The sequence below is a fragment of the Pseudomonas sp. F2 genome (genome assembly GCF_057174385.1).
In genome coordinates, this window is record NZ_CM169904.1 from 382,775 (window position 1) to 404,754 (window position 21,980).

A 21,980-nucleotide genomic window follows, 5' to 3' on the forward strand; every position below is an offset into this window, starting at 1 on the left:
TTCCAGGTCCAGGCCATACAGCCGGCCAACGCTCCCCCGAGCTGCCGGTTTCTGAGCTTTTCCAACACAGTTAGTGGAGAGATCACCTTGGTAGAGTACGTAGTTTCCCTCGATAAGCTCGGCAAACACGATGTTGAGCATGTGGGGGGCAAGAACGCATCCCTGGGCGAGATGATCAGCAACCTGGCAGGTGCCGGTGTGTCGGTCCCCGGCGGCTTTGCCACCACCGCGCAGGCCTATCGCGACTTTCTCGAACTGAGCGGCCTCAACGACCAGATCCACAAGGCTCTCGACGCCCTGGACGTCGATGATGTCAACGCGCTGGCCAAGACCGGTGCACAGATCCGTCAATGGATCATGGAAGCCGAATTCCCCGAAAAACTGAATACCGAGATCCGCACCGCGTTCGCCGCGCTGTCGGCCGGTAACCCTGACGTGGCCGTGGCCGTGCGCTCTTCCGCCACCGCCGAAGACTTGCCGGACGCCTCGTTCGCCGGTCAGCAGGAAACCTTCCTGAACATCCGTGGCGTGGAAAACGTTATCCGCGCCGCCAAAGAGGTGTTCGCTTCGCTGTTCAACGACCGCGCCATCTCCTACCGCGTGCACCAGGGCTTCGACCACAAACTGGTCGCCCTGTCGGCTGGCGTGCAGCGCATGGTGCGTTCGGAAACCGGCACCGCCGGCGTGATGTTCACCCTCGATACCGAATCCGGTTTCCGTGACGTGGTGTTCATCACCGGCGCCTACGGTCTGGGCGAAACCGTCGTCCAAGGCGCGGTCAACCCGGATGAGTTCTACGTGCACAAAGGCACGCTGGAGGCCGGTCGCCCGGCGATCCTGCGTCGCAACCTGGGCAGCAAAGCCATCAAAATGATCTACGGCGACGAGGCCAAGGCCGGTCGTTCGGTGAAGACCGTCGATGTCGACAAGGCTGAGCGCGCACGTTTCTGCCTGACCGACGCTGAAGTCAGCGAGCTGGCCAAGCAGGCGATGATCATCGAGAAGCACTACGGCTGCCCGATGGACATCGAGTGGGCCAAGGACGGTGACGACGGCAAGCTGTACATCGTGCAGGCCCGCCCGGAAACCGTGAAAAGCCGCACCCAGGCCAACGTCATGGAACGTTACCTGCTGAAAGAAACCGGCACTGTGCTGGTGGAAGGTCGTGCCATTGGCCAGCGCATCGGCGCCGGTAAGGTGCGGATCATCAAGGACGTCTCGGAAATGGACAAAGTCCAGGCCGGTGACGTGCTGGTCTCCGACATGACCGACCCGGACTGGGAACCGGTGATGAAGCGCGCCAGCGCCATCGTCACCAACCGTGGCGGCCGTACCTGTCACGCGGCGATCATCGCCCGTGAACTGGGGATTCCGGCGGTGGTGGGTTGCGGCAACGCCACCCAGCTGCTGAAGGATGGCCAGGGCGTGACCGTGTCCTGCGCCGAAGGCGACACCGGTTACATCTTCGAAGGCGAACTGGGCTTCGACGTCAAGAAAAACTCCGTGGACGCCATGCCGGAGCTGCCGTTCAAAATCATGATGAACGTCGGCAACCCGGACCGCGCCTTCGACTTCGCGCAGTTGCCGAACGCCGGTGTCGGTCTGGCGCGTCTGGAGTTCATCATCAACCGCATGATCGGCGTACACCCGAAAGCGCTGTTGAACTACGACGGCCTGCCGCAGGAAATCAAGGACAGCGTCGACAAGCGCATCGCCGGTTACCACGATCCGGTCGGTTTCTACGTCGAAAAACTGGTGGAAGGCATCAGCACCCTCGCGGCCGCGTTCTGGCCGAAGAAGGTCATCGTGCGTCTGTCGGACTTCAAGTCCAATGAGTACGCCAACCTGATCGGCGGCAAGCTGTACGAGCCGGAAGAAGAAAACCCGATGCTCGGCTTCCGTGGCGCTTCGCGTTACATCAGCGAATCGTTCCGTGACTGCTTCGAACTCGAATGCCGCGCGCTGAAACGCGTGCGCAACGAGATGGGCCTGACCAACGTCGAAATCATGGTGCCGTTCGTCCGTACCCTGGGCGAAGCCAGCCAGGTGGTCGATCTGCTCGCCGAAAACGGCCTGGCCCGTGGCGACAACGGCCTGCGCGTGATCATGATGTGCGAACTGCCATCCAACGCGATTCTCGCTGAAGAATTCCTCGAATTCTTTGACGGTTTCTCCATCGGTTCCAACGACCTGACCCAGCTGACCCTGGGCCTGGACCGTGACTCCGGGATCATCGCGCACCTGTTCGACGAGCGTAATCCAGCGGTGAAGAAGCTGCTGGCCAACGCGATTGCCGCGTGCAACAAGGCCGGCAAGTACATCGGCATTTGCGGTCAGGGCCCTTCGGATCACCCGGACCTGGCCAAATGGCTGATGGAGCAGGGCATCGAAAGCGTGTCGCTGAACCCGGACTCCGTACTGGAAACCTGGTTCTTCCTCGCTGAAGGCCAAGCGCAGGCGTAAGCAGATGTGAACGGCCCGTTCCCTTGTGGGAGCGCGCCTGCTCGCGAAGACGGAGCAACATTCATCAGTGATGTTGGCTGACACTCCGCTTTCGTGAGCAGGCTCGCTCCCACAGGAGGCGGGTTTGAGATTTGAGTAGGGCGGGCTCCTGTAGATGCCGCCCTTTTTTGTGCAAGAGCATTATGCAAAGCAGCAGCAACCTGTTTCCTGTCGCCCTGATCAGCGCCGAACGTCGCGGTGATCTGAGCGAAGATGTGTATCGACTCAAACCCGGCAACAGTCCCGACTGGTCCGTGGAAATCGCCGTGACCCGCTTGGGCATGGCGGATGACACGGCGCCGCGCGGCGTGCCGGTGATTTTGCTGCATGGCAGTTTTTCCAACCGGCGCTTCTGGTTTTCCCCCAAAGGCCTGGGCCTGGGCGCTTACCTGACGCGTCTGGGCTTCGACGTGTGGATCCCGGAAATGCGCGGTCACGGCCTGTCGCAGCGCAACGAGGATTACCGGCGCAACCGTGTGGCCGACTACGCCCGTTACGATCTGCCGGCGATTGCCGCGTTCGTCCGTGAGCAGAGCGGGCAGGTCCCGCACTGGATCGGCCATTCGCTGGGTGGCATTACCCTGGCGGCGGCGCTCGGTGGCGAATACCTCGGCGAGCCGGCGGTGGCCTCGGCGGCGTTTTTCGGCACGCAGGTCAGCCGCACTTACTGGCCGTTGAAGATCCCGCCAGTGGAGTGGAGCGGGCGCTTCATTCTCAAGCGCTTCGCGCAGTTGTCGGGCTCACGCCTCAAGCGCGGACCGGAAGACGAACCCATCGGTCTGGCGCTGGAAAGCATGCGCTGGTACGGCCTGTTCGGGCGGTTTGGCGACAAGGACAAGGATTGGTGGGCGGGACTTGCCGAGGTGCAGGTGCCGGTGCTGGCCGTGACGGCAGCGGGGGATCACCAGGATCCGGCGTGGGCCTGTCGCAAACTGTTCGAGCAGATCGGCTCCGAGCACAAACAGTTCGTCAATCTGGGGCGCGAGCAGGGCTTCAGCGACAACTTCGGGCATGTCGAGATGCTGGTGAGCAAAGCGGCGCAGGCCGAGGTCTGGCCACTGGTGGCGCGCTGGTTGAGCGATCAGCAGACGCCGTTGCTCGGCGACAAGCCGGATCTTGCCGCTGCGGTCTGAGTCCGGGGCTCTGAAAAGGGCATTTCGTTCAGGTCGGCTTGCGGCTAAGATATGACGCATTGTGCGATTCTGGTCATATTTGGTGGGTGTTTAGCTATTACGTTTCAGCGTTTGTTCAGGTTCGTTCAGCGACCATGGCATGAACTAAGGTAAACAGCGACCGCCGGGACTCGTTTCAACAGAGTGCGACATCCTTGATCGTCTTCCTTTTTACAGGAGTTTTTCGATGAACCATTACCTCACGCCTGACCTGTGCGACGCCTATCCGGAGCTGGTACAGGTGCTGGAACCGATGTTCAGCAATTTCGGCGGCCGTGATTCCTTCGGCGGCGAAATCGTGACCATCAAATGTTTCGAAGACAACTCGCTGGTCAAGGAGCAAGCCGAACTCAAGGGTAACGGCAAGGTGCTGGTGGTCGATGGCGGCGGTTCGCTGCGTCGCGCGCTGCTGGGCGACATGATCGCCGAGAAAGCCGCGAAAAACGGCTGGGAAGGGATGGTCATCTACGGTTGCATCCGTGACGTCGACGTTATTGCCCAGACCGATCTCGGCGTTCAGGCGTTGGCCAGCCATCCGATGAAGACCGAAAAACGTGGCATCGGCGATCTCAACGTAGCAGTGACTTTCGCCGGCGTGACGTTCCATCCGGGCCATTACATCTATGCGGACAACAACGGCGTGATCGTTTCGCCGAGCCCGCTGCAGATGCCTGAATAAAGTTTTCGACAAAGGGATGCGGATGTTCGAGGAAGAAAACGCGCAGTGGGGGCTGGTGCATGCCCTGGTGCTGGACGGTAAAGGCGGTGCGCGTTCGATTGCCCGGACTGAGCTCGACGATCTGCAACTGCAGGCCCATGAGAGCCTGTGGCTGCATTGGGATCGCAGTCATCCGCAAACCCAGACCTGGCTGCGCAAATCCAGCGGCCTGAATGAATTCGCCTGCGACCTGCTGCTGGAAGAGAACACTCGGCCGCGCCTCCTGCCGTTGCCGGATGCCGAGTTGCTGCTGTTTCTGCGCGGGGTCAACCTCAACCCGGGGGCCGAGCCGGAAGACATGGTCTCGGTGCGGATTTTCGCCTCCGCCCAGCGCGTCATCTCGCTGCGTCTGCGCCCGTTGCGTGCCACCGATGAACTGCTGGCGCTGTTGAGCGAAGGCAAAGGCCCGAAAACCTCTTCTGAACTGATCCTGTATCTGGCGCAATTCCTCACCCACAAGGTGCAGGATCTGGTCACCTGCCTGTCGGAGCTGGTCGATGAAGAGGAAGAAAAGCTGGATGCCGACGAACGGTATACCCCCGAACATGGCTCGATTTTGCACATCCGTCGCCGGGCGGCCGGATTGAAACGTTTTCTGGCGCCGCAGCGGGATATTTTCGGACAACTGACGCGGATAAAACTGCCATGGTTTGTCGATGATGATGCCGACTACTGGAACGAATTGAACAACAGCCTGACCCGCTATCTCGAAGAGCTGGAACTGACCCGAGAGCGCATGGGGCTTGTGCTGGAGGCCGAGGACCGGCGTTTGAACGTGCGCATGAATCGCACGATGTACCGCTTCGGCATCATCACCTGCATCTTTTTGCCGATGAGTTTTCTCACCGGTCTTTTGGGTATCAACGTGGGCGGCATTCCGTTCTCGAGCAGCCCTTATGGTTTCCTGATTGCCTGTCTGACAGTGCTGGCGATGGCCTTCGGTCAATGGTGGTTATTCCGCCGTTTGCGCTGGGTGTGAATATGCAACATGTGACCCGACCAAATTTGCCCGCGTCTTTCACAGACATCACGAGAGGTGCGTATGCACGATCCGTTTGAACAGTCTTTGCGCGACATGCTCAACGCTTCGCCGTCCAGCCGCGACGACGATGCCTGCCTGGGTCGCGTACTCAAAACCGCCAACCGCCAGGTAGGCGCCGGTGATCTGTTCAGCCTGCTGGGCCGCTGGTTGCCCGCGCTGATGATCGCCCTGAATAACGGATCGGCCCACGTTTCGCCGGTTTCCCGTCTTCGTAAAACTACTGCACGCACTGCTGATAAGGCTGATTGAATATGGAACTTGATCTCTGGACTCAGAGCCTCGTCACTGCAATGACTGCGTTGTGGACCAAAGTCGCCAATTTCATCCCGAACCTGTTCGGCGCACTGGTCGTGCTGCTGTTGGGCTTCGTGGTGGCCAAGTTGCTCGATACCTTGCTGTCCAAGCTGCTGGCCAAGCTGGGCCTTGATCGCCTGATGGGCGGCACCGGTCTGACCAAATTGATGTCGCGAGCCGGCCTGCAAGTGCCGATCTCGACCTTGATCGGCAAGATCGTTTATTGGTTCGTTCTGCTGATTTTTCTGGTTTCTGCAGCAGAGTCCCTTGGACTTGAGCGAGTTTCAGCTACGCTGGACATGCTGGCGTTGTATTTGCCGAAAGTTTTCGGCGCCGCGCTGGTGTTGCTGGTGGGTGTTTTGCTCGCGCAATTGGCCAATGGCCTCGTGCGCGGGGCGGCAGAAGGCGTAGGGCTGGACTACGCTTCGGGTTTGGGCCGCATTGCCCAGGGACTGGTGATCATCATCAGCATCTCGGTCGCGATCAGTCAACTTGAGGTCAAGACCGACCTGCTGAACCATGTGATCGTCATCGTATTGATTACCGTTGGTCTGGCCGTAGCGCTGGCCATGGGGTTGGGAAGCCGGGAAATTGCCGGTCAGATTCTTGCGGGAATCTATGTGCGTGAGTTGTACCAGGTTGGGCAACAAGTGCGTGTTGGTGAGGTCGAAGGCCAGATCGAAGAGATCGGCACGGTTAAAACCACATTGCTGACCGATGAGGGTGAGCTAGTCTCACTTTCCAATCGGATCCTGCTGGAACAGCATGTGAGTAGCCGCTAACCCGGCAAACCCTGCTAATGTATGCCGCCGCAAAATGCCCTGAGAGGGGTGCGGCGGACATTGACCTGACTGTCGGCACGACTTGTTTTGAATAAAGCCCAAACGCTATCCACGCGCTACGACCCCCGTGAGCTCTCTGATGAGGAGCTGGTCGCGCGCTCGCATACCGAGCTGTTTCACGTGACGCGCGCCTATGAAGAGCTGATGCGGCGTTACCAGAGAACATTATTTAACGTTTGTGCGAGATATCTTGGGAACGATCGCGACGCAGACGATGTCTGTCAGGAAGTGATGCTTAAGGTGTTGTATGGCCTGAAGAACTTCGAGGGGAAATCGAAGTTCAAAACCTGGCTCTACAGCATCACGTATAACGAATGCATCACGCAGTATCGGAAGGAACGGCGAAAGCGTCGCTTGATGGACGCCTTGAGTCTGGACCCGCTGGAAGAAGCGTCGGAAGAAAAGGCGCCGAAACCCGAGGAGAAGGGCGGACTCGATCGCTGGCTGGTGTATGTGAACCCGATTGACCGTGAAATTCTGGTGCTACGATTTGTCGCAGAGCTGGAGTTTCAGGAGATCGCAGACATCATGCACATGGGTTTGAGTGCGACAAAAATGCGGTATAAACGTGCTCTAGACAAATTGCGTGAGAAATTTGCAGGCATTGCTGAAACTTAGTTCAGCGCAAATATCTCTTACGTGTAGGCAAGTTCTGATAGACTTGCCGCCGAGTTGTCCCCCGGTTTGCGGGACTGCTTCACAATCACCAGATGGGGATTTAACGGATGAAACTGAAAAACACCTTGGGCTTGGCCATTGGTTCTCTTATTGCCGCTACTTCGTTCGGCGCACTGGCACAAGGCCAAGGCGCAGTTGAAGGCGAGATCAACTACAAGAAGCAGTACAACGACAGCATTGATCATGTCGAAGACGGCTTCAACCCAGGCGCCAAAATCGGTTACTTCCTGACCGATGACGTCTCGATCAACTTCGGCTGGGATCGTAACAACCACACCCGTTCGAACGACGGTACCGGCAGCCAGAAACTGCGTGGTGACAACTTCGGTCTGACCGCTCAATACCACTTCAACAACGCTGGCGACGCTCTGCGTCCATACGTTGAAGGTGGCGTTAAGCACGGCAACCTGACCAACGTAGCTGCTGACGGCCACACCGGTCGCGACCAGTCGACTTTCCTGACTGCTGGCGCTGGCGTTAAGTACTACTTCGCCGAAAACTTCTTCGCCCGTGCTGGCGTAGAAGCTGACTACAAACTGGACAACGGCCGTTGGGACTACGCTCCATCGGTTGGTCTGGGTGTGAACTTCGGTGGCGGCGGCAAGCCAGCTGCTGCTCCAGTTCCAGCTCCGGCTGAAGTCTGCTCCGACAGCGACAACGACGGCGTTTGCGACAACGTTGACAAGTGCCCGGACACCCCAGCCAACGTAACTGTTGACGCTGATGGCTGCCCAGCAGTTGCTGAAGTTGTTCGTGTAGAGCTGGACGTGAAATTCGACTTCGACAAGTCGGTCGTCAAGCCAAACAGCTACGCTGACATCAAGAACCTGGCTGACTTCATGAAGCAGTACCCAGCCACTCACACCACTGTTGAAGGTCACACTGACTCCGTCGGTCCTGACGCTTACAACCAGAAACTGTCCGAGCGTCGTGCAAACGCCGTTAAGCAAGTTCTGACCCAGCAGTACGGTGTTGAGTCGTCCCGCGTTCAGTCGATCGGCTACGGCGAATCCCGCCCAGTTGCTGACAACAAAACTGAAGCTGGCCGTGCTGTTAACCGTCGCGTAGAAGCGCAGGTTGAAGCTCAAGCTAAGTAATTAGCTGCCGCTACGAGAAAAGCCCGGCTCAGGCCGGGCTTTTCTTTGCCTGCGATTTGGCGTTGAAGCGCTACAGATCGCAACCTGCGGTAGCTCCTGCACGGGGTCTGCTCCTGTAGGCGCTGCCGAAGGCTGCGCTCCTTTGATTTTCAACAACTGCGGCCACCGCGCCAATGACCAGAATGGCCGGGCTCTTCAGTCCAAACCTGCAGGCGTCGTTACCCATGCTCATCAGATCACTGCGGCACTCGCGCTGTACTGGCAGAGAGGCATTCTCGATCATCGCCACTGGCATATCCGCCGCCATCCCGCCGGCCAGCAGTTGATCGCGGATCTCGTCCAGTTTGGCCACCCCCATGTAGATCACCAGTGTCGTCCCGCCTTGCGCGAGCGCCTGCCAGTTCAATTGGCTATCGTCCTGAGTATGCGCGGTGACCAGCGTCACCCCGCGCGCCACGCCACGCAACGTCAGCGGAATATCGCACTGTGTCGCGCCAGCAAGTCCGGCGGTAATGCCGTTGACCAGCTCGACCTCAACCCCGCGTTCGCGCAACCACTGCGCCTCCTCACCACCACGGCCGAAAATGCACGGGTCACCGCCCTTGAGCCGCACCACGCATTGGCCCTGGCGGGCATAACGCAGCATCAGCCGGTGGATGAAGGCCTGCGGCGTCGAGCGGCAGCCACCGCGCTTGCCCACGGCAATGATTCGCGCCGTAGGGCAATGCTCCAGCACGGCGTCGTTGACCAGATCGTCAATCAACACCACCTCTGCTTCGCGCAACGCGCGTACCGCTTTGAGCGTCAGTAACTCGGGATCACCGGGGCCTGCGCCCACCAGCCAGACTTTTGCATTCATGGTGTTTTCCTTCAGATGACCGATACCGGCTGCAAATCAGCGGCCAGCAAACGCTTGATTTCGGGGACACACGAGCCGCATTGCGTGCCGCACCCCAGTTGTTGTTTGAGACCTTGCAGATCCAGGCCCTGGCGAATTCCGGCACACACCGCGCTGTGGCTGACGTTTTTGCAGTTGCACAGGGTTTTGCCCGAATTGGCCTGAACGCCGGCATTGCCGGGTGGTGCACTCATCGGCGCCAGAAGCCAGCGGCGCAGTTGTTCATCGGCGCGACCCTCCAGCCACAAGCCTTGCAGCCAGTGCTGAGCCAGGGTTTCGCCCGCGAGGCGGATTGCGGTGATTCGGCCGTTTTCGATGCGTACCCGTTTACCAATGGCGCGACGCGGGTCGTCGTAGGCCAGTACTGGACCGTCAAGCAGCGCCAGACACTGGTCGATATCGCGCAGCCGTTGCGGCTCTGGCGGCGTGACGCTGGCAGCGCGTATCAGCAGCGCGGGCCGCTCACGTCCGACAAGGCTGAGGCTCACGTAGGAAAACGCCTCGCAGAGGGGGCGTAGCGTCTCGAAATGCCGTTGAACATCGCCCTCGATCAGGGCGAACAAGTGCCATGGCAGATTTACCGCTTCCAGACGCACGGCGCTGTGTTTGAGTTCGGGCTGCTTCGACAGAGGATCGAAGGCCGGCAAGGTCAGACTGTTGACCCCGCCCTTGAGAAACCGGTCGCCCCAATGCATCGGCAGAAACGCCTGGCCGGGGCGCACGCTGTCATCGCTGGCGACCGCGACGATAACGGCACCGCGCCGACTCTTCAGGTTGACCAGATCCCCCGGCTGCAAGCGTTGCCGGCGTAGCTCGTCCGGGTGCAGGCTTAACACGGCTTCGCTGACATGCCCGAACAATTGCGCCGCCGTGCCGGTGCGGCTCATGCCGTGCCATTGATCGCGCAGCCGGCCGGTGATCAGCGTCAGTGGGAACCGTGCATCGCGTTGTTCTTTGGCGGCGCGATAGGGATCGGCGACGAACTGCGCACGACCGTTAGCCGTGGGAAAAATCCCGTCGCCATACAAGCGTGCCGTGCCTTGCCGGGCGCCGGCGGGGAAGGGCCATTGCTGCGGTCCCAGTTCATCGATCAATTGATGGCTGAGGCCCGACAAGTCCAGATCCCGTCCACGGGTCAGTTGTTTATATTCGTCGAACAACTGCGCCGGCTGTTCGAAAGCAAACAGGCTCGGCTGAAGTGGGCGCAGACGTTTCTCCAGCCGCTGTGCGAAATCCACGGTGATCGCCCAGTCCGGCCGTGCTTCGCCCGGTGGGAGAATGGCCTGTCGTACGTGGGAAATGCGCCGTTCGGAGTTGGTCACCGAACCTTCTTTCTCGCCCCAACTGGCAGCGGGTAACAACAGGTCGGCGAAGGCGGCGGTTTCGGTGGTGCGGAAGGCTTCCTGCAACACCACGAACGGGCAGGTCTGCAGCGCCTCGCGCACCGCCTGCTGATCAGGCATGGACTGTGCGGGATTGGTGCAGGCAATCCACAGCGCCTTGATCTGGCCGCTGCGCATCCGCTGGAACAGCTCGATAGCGCTGAGGCCACTGGTTTGAGGCAGTTGATCGACACCCCAACAGGCTGCCACTTCGTCGCGATGCTCGGGATTGGCCGCTTCACGATGACCGGGCAGCAAATTGGACAGGCTGCCGGTTTCCCGCCCGCCCATGGCATTTGGCTGACCGGTCAAAGAGAAAGGTCCTGCACCCGGGCGGCCGATTTGCCCGGTGGCCAGGTGCAGATTGATCAGCGCGCTGTTTTTTGCGCTGCCAGCGGTGGACTGATTCAGGCCCATGCACCACAGCGACAGGAAGCTTGGCGCGGTGCCCACCCATTCGGCGCACTGCTGCAATTGCTCGACACTGATCCCGCAGAGTTGCGCAACCATTTGCGGGGTGTAGTCGCGCACCAGATTTTTCAGCTCAGGCAAGCCGTCGGTGTGCGCCTGGATGAAGTCGCGGTCGATCCGGTCTTCCCACAGCAGCAAATGCAAAATCCCATGGAACAGCGCGACATCGGTGCCGGGCAGAATCGCCAGATGCAGGTCCGCCAGCTCACAGGTGTCGGTACGCCGGGGATCGATGACGATGACCTTCATCTGCGGCCGGCGCGATTTTGCCTCTTCCAGGCGTCGGAATAGGACTGGATGGGCGTAGGCCATGTTACTGCCGGCGATCATCACGCAATCGCTCAGTTCCAGGTCTTCGTAGCTGCACGGCGGCGCATCGGCGCCGAGGCTGCGCTTGTAACCGACCACTGCCGACGACATGCACAGCCGGGAATTGCTGTCGATGTTGTTGGTGCCGACCAGTGCTCGTGCCAATTTGTTGAAGGCGTAATAGTCCTCGGTCAGCAACTGCCCGGAAATGTAAAACGCCACGCTGTCCGGGCCGTGTTCGGCGATGGTCTCGGCAAAAACCTGGGTCGCGTGATCCAGCGCCGTGTCCCAGTCGCAACGGCTGCGCGCCAGGCCTTTGCCCAAGCGCAGCTCCGGGTACAGCGCCCGGGCAGCCAGATCGCCGGTCAAGTGCAGGGTCGAGCCTTTGCTGCACAGTTTGCCGAAGTTGGCCGGATGCGCCGGATCGCCGCTGACGCCGAGAATGCGCTCGCCGTCATGCTCGATCAGCACGCCGCAGCCGACGCCGCAGTAGCAGCAGGTCGAGGCGGTCGTCTGGCGGTTCATCAGACCGCTTCCCGCAGGGCCAATTGCACGCGGCCGTTTTCGACCCGGGCCGGATGATGGTGCGCGCAGCCGATGTCCGGAGCCTGGGCCTCGCCGGTTTGCAGGTCGATTTGCCAGTTGTGCAGCGGGCAGGCCACGCGTTTGCCGTAGATCAAACCTTGTGACAGCGGACCGCCCTTGTGCGGGCAGCGGTCGTCGAGGGCGAAAACTTCATCATCACTCGTCCGAAAAATCGCGATGTCGCCTTTCGGTCCGGCAATGATTCGCGAACCAAGGGCATTGATCTCTTCAAGGGCACAGATATCGAGCCAGTTCATGCCGACACCTCCAGGTTTTTCACGGGGATCACGTCGAATTCTTTCTTCAGTTGCGGCTGCGCGAGGCGCTCTTTCCACGGGTCTTGTTCGAACGACAGGGAGAACTGCAGGCGCTCATTCAGGGCTTTGCGACGCTCGGGGTCTTCCAGCACGGCTTTCTTGATGTGCTCCATGCCGACCCGTTGCAGGTAGTGCACGGTACGTTCGAGGTAGAAGGCTTCTTCGCGGTACAGCTGCAGAAACGCGCCGTTGTATTCGCGGACTTCCTCGGCGGTTTTCAGCTTGACGAAGAACTCGGCGACTTCGGTCTTGATCCCGCCGTTGCCGCCGATGTACATCTCCCAACCGGAGTCGACGCCGATGATTCCTACGTCCTTGATCCCCGCTTCCGAGCAGTTGCGTGGGCATCCGGAGACAGCGAGTTTCACTTTGTGCGGTGACCACATGTTGAAGAGGTCGTGTTCCAGCTCGATGCCCAGCTGCGTCGAATTCTGCGTGCCGAAACGGCAGAACTCGCTGCCGACGCAGGTTTTCACGGTGCGGATGGATTTGCCGTAGGCGTGGCCGGAGGGCATGTCGAGGTCCTTCCAGACGCCGGGCAAGTCCTGTTTCTTGATCCCCAGCAGGTCGATGCGCTGACCGCCGGTGACCTTGACCATGGGTACGTTGTATTTGTCCGCCACGTCGGCAATCCGGCGCAGTTCCGAAGGGTTGGTCACGCCGCCCCACATCCGTGGCACCACCGAATAGGTGCCGTCCTTCTGAATGTTGGCGTGGGCGCGTTCGTTGATCAGGCGCGATTGCGGATCGTCCTTGGCTTCGCCGGGCCAGGTGGAAATCAGGTAGTAGTTCAGCGCCGGACGGCAGGTGGCGCAGCCATTCGGGGTGCGCCAGTTGAGGTAGCTCATGGTGCCGGCGATGGTCAGCAGATGCTGTTCGCGGATCGCCTGGCGGATCTGTCCGTGGTTGAGGTCGCTGCAACCGCAGATGGCTTTTTCGCTTTTCGGTTTGACGTCCGCCGCGCCGCCGACGGTGTTGATCAGGATCTGCTCGACCAGCCCGGCGCAGGAGCCGCACGAGCTTGCAGCTTTGGTGTGCTTCTTCACTTCATCGACGCTGAACAGACCGTGTTCCTGAATCGCCTTGACGATGGTGCCCTTGCACACGCCATTGCAGCCGCAGACTTCGGCGGTGTCGGCCATGGCCATGGCTTTGTCCTGGCCCTGATGTCCTACGTCGCCGATAGAATTTTCACCAAACATCAGGTGATCGCGGATCTCGCCGATGGCGTGATTCTCACGAATCTGTCGGAAATACCAACCGCCATCTGCCGTATCGCCGTACAGACAGGCGCCGACCAGCACGTCATCCTTGATCACCAGTTTTTTGTACACGCCGCCGATCGGGTCGGAGAGGGTGATGGTTTCGGTGCCTTCGCCGCCCATGAAATCGCCGGCGGAAAACAGGTCGATGCCGGTGACTTTCAATTTGGTCGAGGTGACCGAACCCTGATACCGGGCGAAACCCAGTTGCGCGAGATGGTTGGCGCACACCTTGGCCTGTTCGAACAGCGGCGCCACCAGGCCATACGCGATGCCGCGATGGCTGGCGCACTCGCCAATGGCATAGATGCGCGGATCGTAGGTTTGCAGGGTGTCGTTGACCAGAATCCCGCGATTGCACGGGATGCCGGCGCGTTCCGCCAGTTCGGTGTTGGGGCGGATGCCGGCCGCCATCACTACAAGATCGGCAGGGATGATCTCGCCGTTCTTGAACTGCACCGAGCCGACCCGGCCATTGCCCGCGTCGTGCAGGGCCTGGGTCTGCTCGCACAGACGAAAGTGCAGGCCACGGGCTTCGAGGGCGCTTTGCAGCAGTTGCCCGCTGGTCTTGTCCAGTTGCCGCTCCAGCAGCCATTCGCCGATGTGCACCACCGTGACGTGCATGCCGCGCAGCATCAGGCCGTTGGCGGCTTCGAGGCCAAGCAGGCCGCCGCCGATGACCACCGCGTGCTTGTGGGTTCTGGCGGTGTCGATCATGGCCTGGGTGTCGGCGATGTCGCGGTAACCGATCACACCCTGCAAGTCATTGCCCGGAATCGGCAGGATGAACGGTGTCGAACCAGTGGCAATCAGCAGGCGATCATATTCGGCTTCAGTGCCGTCTTCGGCGATCACCCGGCGTTTGACCCGGTCGATCTGCACCACCTTGCGGTTGAGCAGCAACTTGATGTGGTTTTCCAGGTACCAGTCGAGGTCGTTGAGCACGATCTCTTCGAAGGTCTGCTCACCGGCCAGCACCGGCGACAGCAGGATGCGGTTGTAGTTGGTGTGCGGTTCGGCACCGAAGACCGTGATGTCGTACAGCTCGTTGCTCAGCTTGAGCAGTTCTTCCAGGGTGCGAACCCCGGCCATGCCATTGCCGATCATCACCAGTTTGAGTTTTTTCATCAGGTTCTCCGGGGAGCGGTGGCTGGCCTCTTGTGGGCAGTCAGGCCGTGCTCGACAAAAGTTGCGCAAACAAAAAAAGGCGTCCCGCTAGTTGCCTAGCGAGGACGCCTTTGTCCTGGTCCCGTTCTCTCGGGAAGCGCAACCTTCGTCGTTGAAGGTTGGGCTTTATGTATGGTGAAACGGGTAATGCAGTGGTTGTGCCAAGTGGGAGAATGGCGTGTTTATTAGGCGAAAGCGGTTATAGACGGGGATTTTTTGCACCGAATCGACGCGGGTTGCTCGTTCGCGGGGCATTCAGGCAGACAGAATTGCTGTGATTGGGCTGGCCTCTTCGCGAACAGGCTCGCTCCCACAGTGGATCGGTGTCGTTCACAAAACCCCTGTGGGAGCGAGCCTGCTCGCGAATGACGCGACGCGGTCTCAGCCGTGAAACAACACAACCAGCAGCACCAGATTCCCCAGCAGGGCCAACAACGCCACCGTCCGCCAGACCTTCAACGGCTCGCGCTCCAATAAAGGCCTGGACCGCACACTCAAACTGCGTCGTTCGCCTTGCTCCAGCACCAGCAACCATTCTTCAGCCGTTTCAAAGCGCTGTTGCGGATCGGCAGCCACGCCTCGCTCCAGACTCTGCGCAAGCCATTCCGGCACGTCCGGGCGGTAGCGACCGGCACTCACCGGCACACCGAAGCGCGGCCGTTGAAAGGCTTCGATTTCGCCATAGGGAAAATGCCCCGTGAGCAGGAAATACAAGGTCACGCCCACCGCGTACAGATCCTGTTGCGCACTCGGTGGCTCGCCGCGAAACGCTTCCGGGGCGATATAACTCGGGGTTCCCGGCAGCGTTGACGGTGCGTCTTCGGACAGACCGGGGCAATACGCCAGACCGAAATCCAGCAGGCGCAACTCGCCATCGTCGCCCAGGTGCAGATTCTCCGGTTTGATGTCGCGGTGCAGAATCTGCCGTCGATGCAGCAGGCCCACCGCCCGCAACAGACGCTCGGCAATGTCCTGCCACTGTGCCAACGGTAACGGGCTGCTGTGTTGAAACAGCCGCGCCAGGGTCATCCCGGAATATTCGCGCATCACGTAGTACAAATGCTGACGCTGGGTGCCGCTGTGGACTTCAGGAAAATGCCGCCCGGCGACACGCCTGAGGAACCATTCTTCCGACAACAAGGCTTGCCCGGCCTGTGGATCATCGGCCAGCCGTGGCGGCAGGGTTTTCAACAACCAGCTCCGACCTTGCCCGTCCAGCACGCGATACAGCAGCGATTGCTGGCTCTGGGCGACAACGCCCTGCACCTGCCAGCCTTCGAACAGCTGCGCGGTTTTCAACGCTGGCGGCAGTGGCCATTGCTGCAAATGGATCAGCGCGTCGCCAATACTCGCTTCACCCAGCGCATCGACCCGCACCAGCAGAGCACTGGCGTTGTCCTGGCTGCCGGCCAGATGCGCGGCGTTGACCAGCGTGTGTGCGGCGCTGTCGAGATTCGGTTGATCGCGCAGGATCGCTGCAATCGCGGTATCGCCCAAGGTCGACCACACGCCGTCGCTGAGCAGCACGAAACATTCACCCTCGCGCAACTCGCCGTCGAGAAAGTCCAGCACCAGATGCTGATCCAGCCCCAGCGCACGCTTGAGCACGTGCTGCATGCCCGGCTGCTCCCAGACATGGTCCTGCGAAATCCGCTGCAAAGCGTCGGCGTGCCAGCGATAGACCCGGCAATCGCCGACGTGGGCCAGGGTGAAACGCTGGCCGCGCAGGATGAGCGCGCTGACGGTGGTGAGCAGTGGCTGTCCGCCGCCGTTGGCCTGTAACCAGCGGTTTTGTGCGAGCAGCAGGCGATCCAGTGCCTGGGCCACGCTCCAGGTTTGCGGCGTGGCGTAGTAGTCCAGCGCCAGTGCTTGCAGGGTCGAGCGTGCGGCCAGGCCGCCGTCGGCGCACTGGCTGACACCGTCGGCGATGGCGACCAGATAGCCTTTGCTCGCGGCCAGCGCCGGGGCGGGTGTCACCAGGCGCAGGGCGTCCTGGTTTTCCGCGCGCGGTCCGGTGGCGCTGGCCTGGGCAAAGCTCAGTTGCAGGGGCATTGCCGCCTCACACGCGCGCAGCAGTGGCCGCCGCCGAACCCCAAGTGGTTCTCCAACGCCGCTTGACCCCGTGCAGGCCGAACCACGCCAACACGCCGAGGCTGGCGAACAACCACAGCGCCAGTTGATAGCTGCCGGTGCTTTGCTTGATCGCGCCCATGCCGGCCGCCAGGGCAAAGCCGCCAATGCCACCGGCCATGCCGATCAGTCCGGTCATCACGCCGATCTCCAGACGGAAGCGTTGCGGCACCAACTGGAACACCGCGCCATTGCCGGCGCCGAGCCCGAGCATGGTGCAGACGAACAGCGCCAGGGCGGCGTAGGAACTGGGCAGGTTGAAACCGACGGCGGCGATGCAGATCGCCGCCACGGTGTACATCGCCAGCAAGGTGCGGATGCCGCCGAAACGATCCGCCAGCGCACCACCCAGCGGGCGCATCAGGCTGCCACCGAACACACAGGCAGCGGTGTAGTAACCGGCGGTTACCGGGCTCAGGCCGTACTGATCGTTAAAGTAGCCGGGCAGGGCGCTGGCCAGGCCGATGAAGCCGCCGAAGGTGACGCTGTAGAAAAACATGAACCACCAACTGTCACGGTCGCCGAGGGCCTTGAAGTAGTCGGCCATGGCTTTGGCCTTGGGCCGCTGCGGGGCGTTTTTCGCCAGCCAGGCGAACAGCACCAGCGTCAGGATCAACGGAATCAGGGCGAAACCGAACACGTTGCTCCAGCCGAACGACGCGGCCAGCACCGGGGCGATCAGCGCGGCGAACACGGTGCCGGAGTTACCGGCGCCAGCGATGCCCATCGCCTTGCCTTGATGTTGTGGCGGATACCATTGCGAGGCCAGCGGCAGGGCCACAGCAAACGAGGCGCCGGCCATGCCGAGGAACAGCCCCAGCAGCAGCGCCTGTTCGTAACTGTGGATACCGAGTTTCCACGCGCCGAACAGCGCGCAGATCACGATCACCTGGCCGATCAGCCCGGCGGTCTTCGGCGACAGACGATCGGCCAGCATGCCCATCACAAAGCGCAGCACCGCACCGGCGAGTATCGGCGTCGCCACCACCAGCCCGCGTTGTTGGGTGCTCAGGTGCAGGTCGGCGGCGATCTGCACCGCCAATGGGCCGAGCAGGTACCAGACCATGAAGCTCAGGTCGAAATACAGGAACGCTGCGAACAGGGTCGGGGTGTGGCCGGATTTCCAGAAGCTTGAATTCATCGCGCACCTCAGCTGAAAAGAGTCTCGAAAGGAGTCACAGCAGGTGGAGCGCCGCCACGGCCGCACCACCGGCCCCGGGCTGTGGGGCCAAAACGCAAAAACGCCGCTACCTGGTTCGCCGATGGGGCGAGCGGGGTGAGCGACGTCTTTGTCGTGGGTGGGGCAACCGCCGTTGGTTACCTGTGCTGAATGCTTAGCCAGATTTGTGCCAAGGATCAAAAGATCGCAGCCTTCGGCAGCTCCTACAGGAAATTGCGTGCCTTTGTAGGAGCTGCCGAAGGCTGCGATCTTTTGCTCTTCAATCAGCCGAGCAACTCACTCATGGCAATGATCTGCTCCGCCACCTGAATCAGTTTCTGCTGACGGCTCATGGCCTGGCGGCGCATCAGGGTGTAGGCCTCTTCTTCGTTGCAGTCCTTCATTTTCATCAGCAGCCCTTTGGCCAGCTCGATGCGTTTGCGCTCGGCCAGTTGCTGGTCGCGGGCCAGCAGTTGCGCGCGCAAGGCCTGATCGCTTTCGAAGCGGGCCATGGCCACATCGAGAATCGGCTGCAGGCGCTGGGCGTGGATGCCTTCGACGATGTAGGCGCTGACCCCGGACTTGATCGCCTGACGCATCACCCCCGGGTCGTGTTCGTCGGTGAACATCACGATCGGCCGGGGCTGGTCGCGGCTGACCAGCACCACTTGCTCCATCACATCGCGGCCCGGTGACTCGGTATCGATCAGGATCACGTCCGGGCGCACCGTTTCGACGCGGGCCGGCAGGTCGATGGTCAGGCCGGACTCATCGATGACCTCGAAACCCGCCTCGGTCAGCGCGGCTTTCAGGCGCCCGACTTTTTTCGCGGTGTCGTTGATCAGCAGAATGCGCAGCATATTGGCGGTCTCCTGTCAGCGGCGGGCGAGCAGAGGAGCGGCGTCGCTCAGGGCGTGCAGCTTGAAACTGCGGGCGTAAGCGGCCGGATCGCTGCCATCCCAGACTTTGCCATCGAGCAACTGGCTGCTGCGCATCTCCTTGCCCCACGCGGCGACACCAACGGCGGTGGCGGCTTCGCGGTAGATGTCCAGTTGCTGAACCTGGCGGGCCACCGCGAGGTAATCAGGGTCCTCGCGCAACAGGCCCCAGCGACGGAATTGGGTCATGAACCACATGCCGTCGGACAGATACGGCAAATTCACCTCGCCGTTGCCGTGAAAACGCAAGGCGTGCGGGTCCTGCCAGCGATTGCCGAGGCCGTCGGCGTAATCCCCGAGAAAACGCGGTTCGATGCAGGACAGCGGGGCGTCGAGATATTCCGGGGCGCTCAGCAACTGCGCGGTGCTGCGGCGGTTTTCCGCGCTTTGTTCAATGAAACGGCTGGCCTCGAGAATCGCCATTACCAGCGCCCGGGCGCTGTTGGGGTATTGCTCGACGAACGCGCGGGTGCAGCCGAGGACTTTCTCCGGATGATCGGGCCAGATGCTCTGGCTGGTCGCCAGGGTGAACCCCAGATCCTGTTGCACGGCGGCCGCCGCCCACGGCTCACCGACGCAGAAACCATCGATGCGCCCGGCTTGCAGGTGCGCGACCATTTGCGGCGGCGGCACCACCACGCTGTCGACGTCCTGCAACGGATGAATGCCCTGACTCGCCAGCCAGTAATACAGCCACATCGCGTGGGTACCGGTGGGGAAAGTCTGGGCGAAGGTCAGTTTTGCGCGGGTTTGGTGCGCGTGCCGATCCAGCGCTTCAGGACTGGTCACGCCCAGTTGCTGTAAACCGTGGGACAGGTTGAGGCTCTGGCCGTTCTGGTTCAGCCCCATCAGCACCGCCATGTCGCTCGGCGCCACGCCACCGATACCCAGATGCACCGCGTAAATCAGCCCGTACAGGCTGTGGGCGACATCCAGTTCACCGCTGACCAGTTTGTCGCGCAAGGTCGCCCAGGACGCCTGACGCTTGAGGTTGATCGTCAGGCCGTAAGGCTGGGCGAAGCCTTGTGTGGCGGCCACGATCACCGAGGCGCAGTCGCTCAAGGCCATGAAGCCGAGATTGACCACGCTTTTTTCCGGGGCATCACTGCCATTGACCCAGGCCAGTGGCCCGACGGATGAATCACTCATATAAAGCCACCCTCAAAAAAAACGCCGTCCCAGGCTTTGCTAAGGCAAAACCTCCGAACGACGCCATTGTCCGTGCCCGCACGCCGCCATTGGCCTGTGGGCTGATACCCTAAAAGTGCAAGGCATATGCCAGCCAGGCTGATTTGCCTGTGCGCCTCGCGCCGGGGGGCGATGCCCGGCTATAATCGCCGCCTCTTTTCGCCGCCCGAGTCATCGCCGCCCATGTACACCCTGGCCCGTCAGCTGTTGTTCAAACTTTCCGCGGAAACCTCCCACGATCTGTCGCTGGATCTGATCGGCGCGGGTGGGCGTTTGGGCCTCAACGGCTTGCTGTGCAAGAAGCCGGCGAACCTGCCGGTGACGGTCATGGGCCTGGACTTCCCGAATCCGGTGGGTCTGGCGGCCGGTCTGGACAAGAATGGCGCGGCCATCGACGGTTTCTCGCAACTGGGTTTCGGCTTTGTCGAAATCGGCACCGTGACCCCGCGTCCGCAGCCGGGCAACCCGAAACCACGGATCTTCCGCCTGCCGGAGGCCGAGGCGATCATCAATCGCATGGGCTTCAACAACCTCGGTGTGGATAACCTGCTGGCGCGGGTCGCTGCAGCCAAATACAAGGGCGTGCTGGGGATCAACATCGGCAAGAACTTCGACACCCCGGTCGAGCGCGCCGTGGATGACTACCTGATTTGCCTGGACAAGGTGTATGCCCACGCCAGCTATGTCACGGTCAACGTCAGCTCGCCGAACACCCCGGGCCTGCGCAGTCTGCAGTTCGGTGATTCGCTCAAGCAGTTGCTGGCGGACCTGGCCACGCGCCGCGCCGAACTGGCCCTGCGCCACGGCAAACATGTACCGCTGGCGATCAAGATCGCCCCGGACATGACCGACGAAGAGACCGCGCAAGTGGCTCAGGCATTGATCGAAACCGGGATGGACGCGGTGATCGCCACCAACACCACCCTGAGTCGCGTCGGCGTCGAAGGCATGGAGCACGGTGACGAAGCGGGCGGTCTGTCCGGCGCCCCGGTGCGCGACAAGAGCACCCATACCGTGAAGGTGTTGGCGGCTGAGCTGGGGGGGCGCTTGCCGATCATTGCCGCTGGCGGCATCACCGAGGGCAAGCATGCGGCCGAGAAGATCGTGGCGGGTGCGAGCCTGGTGCAGATTTACTCGGGCTTCATCTATAAGGGTCCGGCCTTGATTCGTGAAGCGGTAGACGCGATCGCCGCGCTGCGCTGAGGTTTTCTGAGGGTTCTGTGGCGAGGGGATTTATCCCCGATCGGCTGCGCAGCAGTCGTAAAATTTGCGTCCGCCGTTCGCCTGGCGCACTTGGGTGGATGGATTCGGGGCCGCTTCGCAGCCCATCGGGGATGAATCCCCTCGCCACAGGGATCTGTATCGTCCGGGGCAAGCATAAAAAAGGGCTCCTCGAAGGAGCCCCTGGGCCGTAGCCCGCCGTCCGGGAAGGACGTGCATGGTAAGTCGCTAGAAATTCAGATTGTCGTGTTGCAATAAGTGCCCTGTGTCAGCCGACGGCGTGAAGTTCGTTGAGTCTGTGGATCCCCGCAGTGCCGGTCATACCGTCCCAGTTGTCGCCGCGTCCTTCTCGCCAGCCGTTGATCCAGGCTTGACGTACCGACGGTAGAGTAAATGGGCAAAGCTCGCGGGATTTGCCACCAACGCCATATTGATATCCGCGCAAAAATGCTCTTTCCAACGGATCACGCTTAAGTCTTCTCATAGGGTGTTTCCCTCACTTGTTGACTGTTTTCGTCGCGTTGACCTCAATCGAGGTCTGGCAGAAAAAACTCTGCCGTTGGGCGGCTCGCTGCCGGCGTGGCGAGCCAAGGTGTTGACGCCGTTGC

Annotated in this window: 18 protein-coding genes; 9 read left to right on the forward strand and 9 right to left on the reverse strand. The window is 61.1% G+C overall.

The annotated features are described in order from the left end of the window. Window positions 1-87: 87 nt before the first annotated feature. The 8 genes from ppsA (at window position 88) to AC193Q_RS01825 (ending at window position 8,345) form a co-directional block, all read left to right on the forward strand. Window positions 88-2,463, forward strand: a complete 2,376-nt coding sequence (ppsA, locus tag AC193Q_RS01790) for a phosphoenolpyruvate synthase (RefSeq protein ID WP_041067660.1) — start codon at window positions 88-90, stop codon at window positions 2,461-2,463. Between the two features lie 182 nt (window positions 2,464-2,645). Then, entirely contained in the window at window positions 2,646-3,635 is a 990-nt protein-coding gene (locus AC193Q_RS01795; protein ID WP_041067663.1) for an alpha/beta fold hydrolase, read from the forward strand. Window positions 3,636-3,861: 226 nt separating this feature from the next. After that, window positions 3,862-4,353, forward strand: coding sequence for a ribonuclease E activity regulator RraA (gene rraA, locus AC193Q_RS01800; protein WP_041067666.1), 492 nt, complete (start codon window positions 3,862-3,864; stop codon window positions 4,351-4,353). A gap of 22 nt (window positions 4,354-4,375) precedes the next feature. Next, window positions 4,376-5,371 (forward strand): zinc transporter ZntB, encoded by a 996-nt coding sequence (locus tag AC193Q_RS01805; protein ID WP_121184492.1) that lies wholly within the window; start codon window positions 4,376-4,378, stop codon window positions 5,369-5,371. 63 nt (window positions 5,372-5,434) lie between these two features. Next, the gene (locus AC193Q_RS01810) at window positions 5,435-5,683 is read left to right on the forward strand and encodes a hypothetical protein (RefSeq protein WP_003223293.1); all 249 of its coding nucleotides are present in this window, start codon (window positions 5,435-5,437) and stop codon (window positions 5,681-5,683) included. A gap of 2 nt (window positions 5,684-5,685) precedes the next feature. After that, window positions 5,686-6,510, forward strand: coding sequence for a mechanosensitive ion channel family protein (locus AC193Q_RS01815; protein WP_007916401.1), 825 nt, complete (start codon window positions 5,686-5,688; stop codon window positions 6,508-6,510). A gap of 87 nt (window positions 6,511-6,597) precedes the next feature. Continuing rightward, window positions 6,598-7,188 carry an RNA polymerase sigma factor SigX gene (gene sigX / locus AC193Q_RS01820; RefSeq protein ID WP_011333251.1) on the forward strand — a complete coding sequence of 197 codons (591 nt, stop codon included), beginning with the start codon at window positions 6,598-6,600 and terminating at the stop codon, window positions 7,186-7,188. Window positions 7,189-7,295: 107 nt separating this feature from the next. Then, window positions 7,296-8,345 carry an OmpA family protein gene (locus AC193Q_RS01825; protein WP_027613290.1) on the forward strand — a complete coding sequence of 350 codons (1,050 nt, stop codon included), beginning with the start codon at window positions 7,296-7,298 and terminating at the stop codon, window positions 8,343-8,345. A gap of 70 nt (window positions 8,346-8,415) precedes the next feature. Here AC193Q_RS01825 and cobA read toward each other — a convergent pair whose 3' ends face one another. From cobA to AC193Q_RS01865, 8 genes are all read right to left on the reverse strand, one after another. Continuing rightward, window positions 8,416-9,204 (reverse strand): uroporphyrinogen-III C-methyltransferase, encoded by a 789-nt coding sequence (gene cobA, locus AC193Q_RS01830; RefSeq protein ID WP_121184494.1) that lies wholly within the window; start codon window positions 9,202-9,204, stop codon window positions 8,416-8,418. An 11-nt stretch (window positions 9,205-9,215) separates the two neighbouring features. Continuing rightward, window positions 9,216-11,930, reverse strand: coding sequence for a nitrate reductase (locus tag AC193Q_RS01835; protein WP_121184496.1), 2,715 nt, complete (start codon window positions 11,928-11,930; stop codon window positions 9,216-9,218). After that, window positions 11,930-12,247 carry a nitrite reductase small subunit NirD gene (gene nirD / locus AC193Q_RS01840; protein WP_041067740.1) on the reverse strand — a complete coding sequence of 106 codons (318 nt, stop codon included), beginning with the start codon at window positions 12,245-12,247 and terminating at the stop codon, window positions 11,930-11,932. Before nirD ends, AC193Q_RS01835 begins: the two co-directional genes overlap by 1 nt. After that, window positions 12,244-14,697 (reverse strand): nitrite reductase large subunit NirB, encoded by a 2,454-nt coding sequence (gene nirB / locus AC193Q_RS01845; protein ID WP_095667088.1) that lies wholly within the window; start codon window positions 14,695-14,697, stop codon window positions 12,244-12,246. The genes nirD and nirB overlap by 4 nt, the downstream gene beginning before the upstream one ends. A gap of 420 nt (window positions 14,698-15,117) precedes the next feature. Beyond that, on the reverse strand, window positions 15,118-16,788 hold the full coding sequence (locus AC193Q_RS01850; protein ID WP_121184498.1) for a bifunctional protein-serine/threonine kinase/phosphatase: 1,671 nt from the start codon (window positions 16,786-16,788) through the stop codon (window positions 15,118-15,120). Between the two features lie 7 nt (window positions 16,789-16,795). After that, the gene (locus tag AC193Q_RS01855) at window positions 16,796-18,007 is read right to left on the reverse strand and encodes a nitrate/nitrite transporter (RefSeq protein ID WP_121184500.1); all 1,212 of its coding nucleotides are present in this window, start codon (window positions 18,005-18,007) and stop codon (window positions 16,796-16,798) included. Window positions 18,008-18,309: 302 nt separating this feature from the next. Continuing rightward, complete coding sequence (locus AC193Q_RS01860) at window positions 18,310-18,885, reverse strand: ANTAR domain-containing response regulator (protein WP_047293011.1); 576 nt, start codon at window positions 18,883-18,885, stop codon at window positions 18,310-18,312. 15 nt (window positions 18,886-18,900) lie between these two features. Then, a complete protein-coding gene (locus tag AC193Q_RS01865) occupies window positions 18,901-20,112 on the reverse strand; it encodes a CmpA/NrtA family ABC transporter substrate-binding protein (protein ID WP_121184502.1) in 1,212 nt (403 codons plus the stop codon). 222 nt (window positions 20,113-20,334) lie between these two features. Here AC193Q_RS01865 and AC193Q_RS01870 point away from each other — a divergent pair, with 222 nt between their 5' ends. Next, complete coding sequence (locus tag AC193Q_RS01870) at window positions 20,335-21,354, forward strand: quinone-dependent dihydroorotate dehydrogenase (protein ID WP_121184504.1); 1,020 nt, start codon at window positions 20,335-20,337, stop codon at window positions 21,352-21,354. A 286-nt stretch (window positions 21,355-21,640) separates the two neighbouring features. On the opposite strand, the gene rmf is transcribed toward AC193Q_RS01870, so the two are convergent. Beyond that, complete coding sequence (rmf, locus tag AC193Q_RS01875) at window positions 21,641-21,856, reverse strand: ribosome modulation factor (RefSeq protein WP_003223300.1); 216 nt, start codon at window positions 21,854-21,856, stop codon at window positions 21,641-21,643. Window positions 21,857-21,980 lie beyond the last annotated feature (124 nt).

Excerpts from the sequence above, each read along its gene's own strand:
- AC193Q_RS01805 (WP_121184492.1), top strand. The coding sequence starts at position 4,376 with ATGTTCGAGGAAGAAAACGCGCAGTGGGGGCTGGTGCATGCCCTGGTG.
- AC193Q_RS01850 (WP_121184498.1), bottom strand. The coding sequence starts at position 16,788 with ATGCCCCTGCAACTGAGCTTTGCCCAGGCCAGCGCCACCGGACCGCGC.
- cobA (WP_121184494.1), bottom strand. The coding sequence starts at position 9,204 with ATGAATGCAAAAGTCTGGCTGGTGGGCGCAGGCCCCGGTGATCCCGAG.
- rmf (WP_003223300.1), bottom strand. The coding sequence starts at position 21,856 with ATGAGAAGACTTAAGCGTGATCCGTTGGAAAGAGCATTTTTGCGCGGA.
- AC193Q_RS01860 (WP_047293011.1), bottom strand. The coding sequence starts at position 18,885 with ATGCTGCGCATTCTGCTGATCAACGACACCGCGAAAAAAGTCGGGCGC.
- nirD (WP_041067740.1), bottom strand. The coding sequence starts at position 12,247 with ATGAACTGGCTCGATATCTGTGCCCTTGAAGAGATCAATGCCCTTGGT.
- AC193Q_RS01795 (WP_041067663.1), top strand. The coding sequence starts at position 2,646 with ATGCAAAGCAGCAGCAACCTGTTTCCTGTCGCCCTGATCAGCGCCGAA.
- nirB (WP_095667088.1), bottom strand. The coding sequence starts at position 14,697 with ATGAAAAAACTCAAACTGGTGATGATCGGCAATGGCATGGCCGGGGTT.
- AC193Q_RS01855 (WP_121184500.1), bottom strand. The coding sequence starts at position 18,007 with ATGAATTCAAGCTTCTGGAAATCCGGCCACACCCCGACCCTGTTCGCA.
- AC193Q_RS01835 (WP_121184496.1), bottom strand. The coding sequence starts at position 11,930 with ATGAACCGCCAGACGACCGCCTCGACCTGCTGCTACTGCGGCGTCGGC.
- AC193Q_RS01815 (WP_007916401.1), top strand. The coding sequence starts at position 5,686 with ATGGAACTTGATCTCTGGACTCAGAGCCTCGTCACTGCAATGACTGCG.
- rraA (WP_041067666.1), top strand. The coding sequence starts at position 3,862 with ATGAACCATTACCTCACGCCTGACCTGTGCGACGCCTATCCGGAGCTG.
- AC193Q_RS01865 (WP_121184502.1), bottom strand. The coding sequence starts at position 20,112 with ATGAGTGATTCATCCGTCGGGCCACTGGCCTGGGTCAATGGCAGTGAT.
- AC193Q_RS01870 (WP_121184504.1), top strand. The coding sequence starts at position 20,335 with ATGTACACCCTGGCCCGTCAGCTGTTGTTCAAACTTTCCGCGGAAACC.
- AC193Q_RS01825 (WP_027613290.1), top strand. The coding sequence starts at position 7,296 with ATGAAACTGAAAAACACCTTGGGCTTGGCCATTGGTTCTCTTATTGCC.
- AC193Q_RS01810 (WP_003223293.1), top strand. The coding sequence starts at position 5,435 with ATGCACGATCCGTTTGAACAGTCTTTGCGCGACATGCTCAACGCTTCG.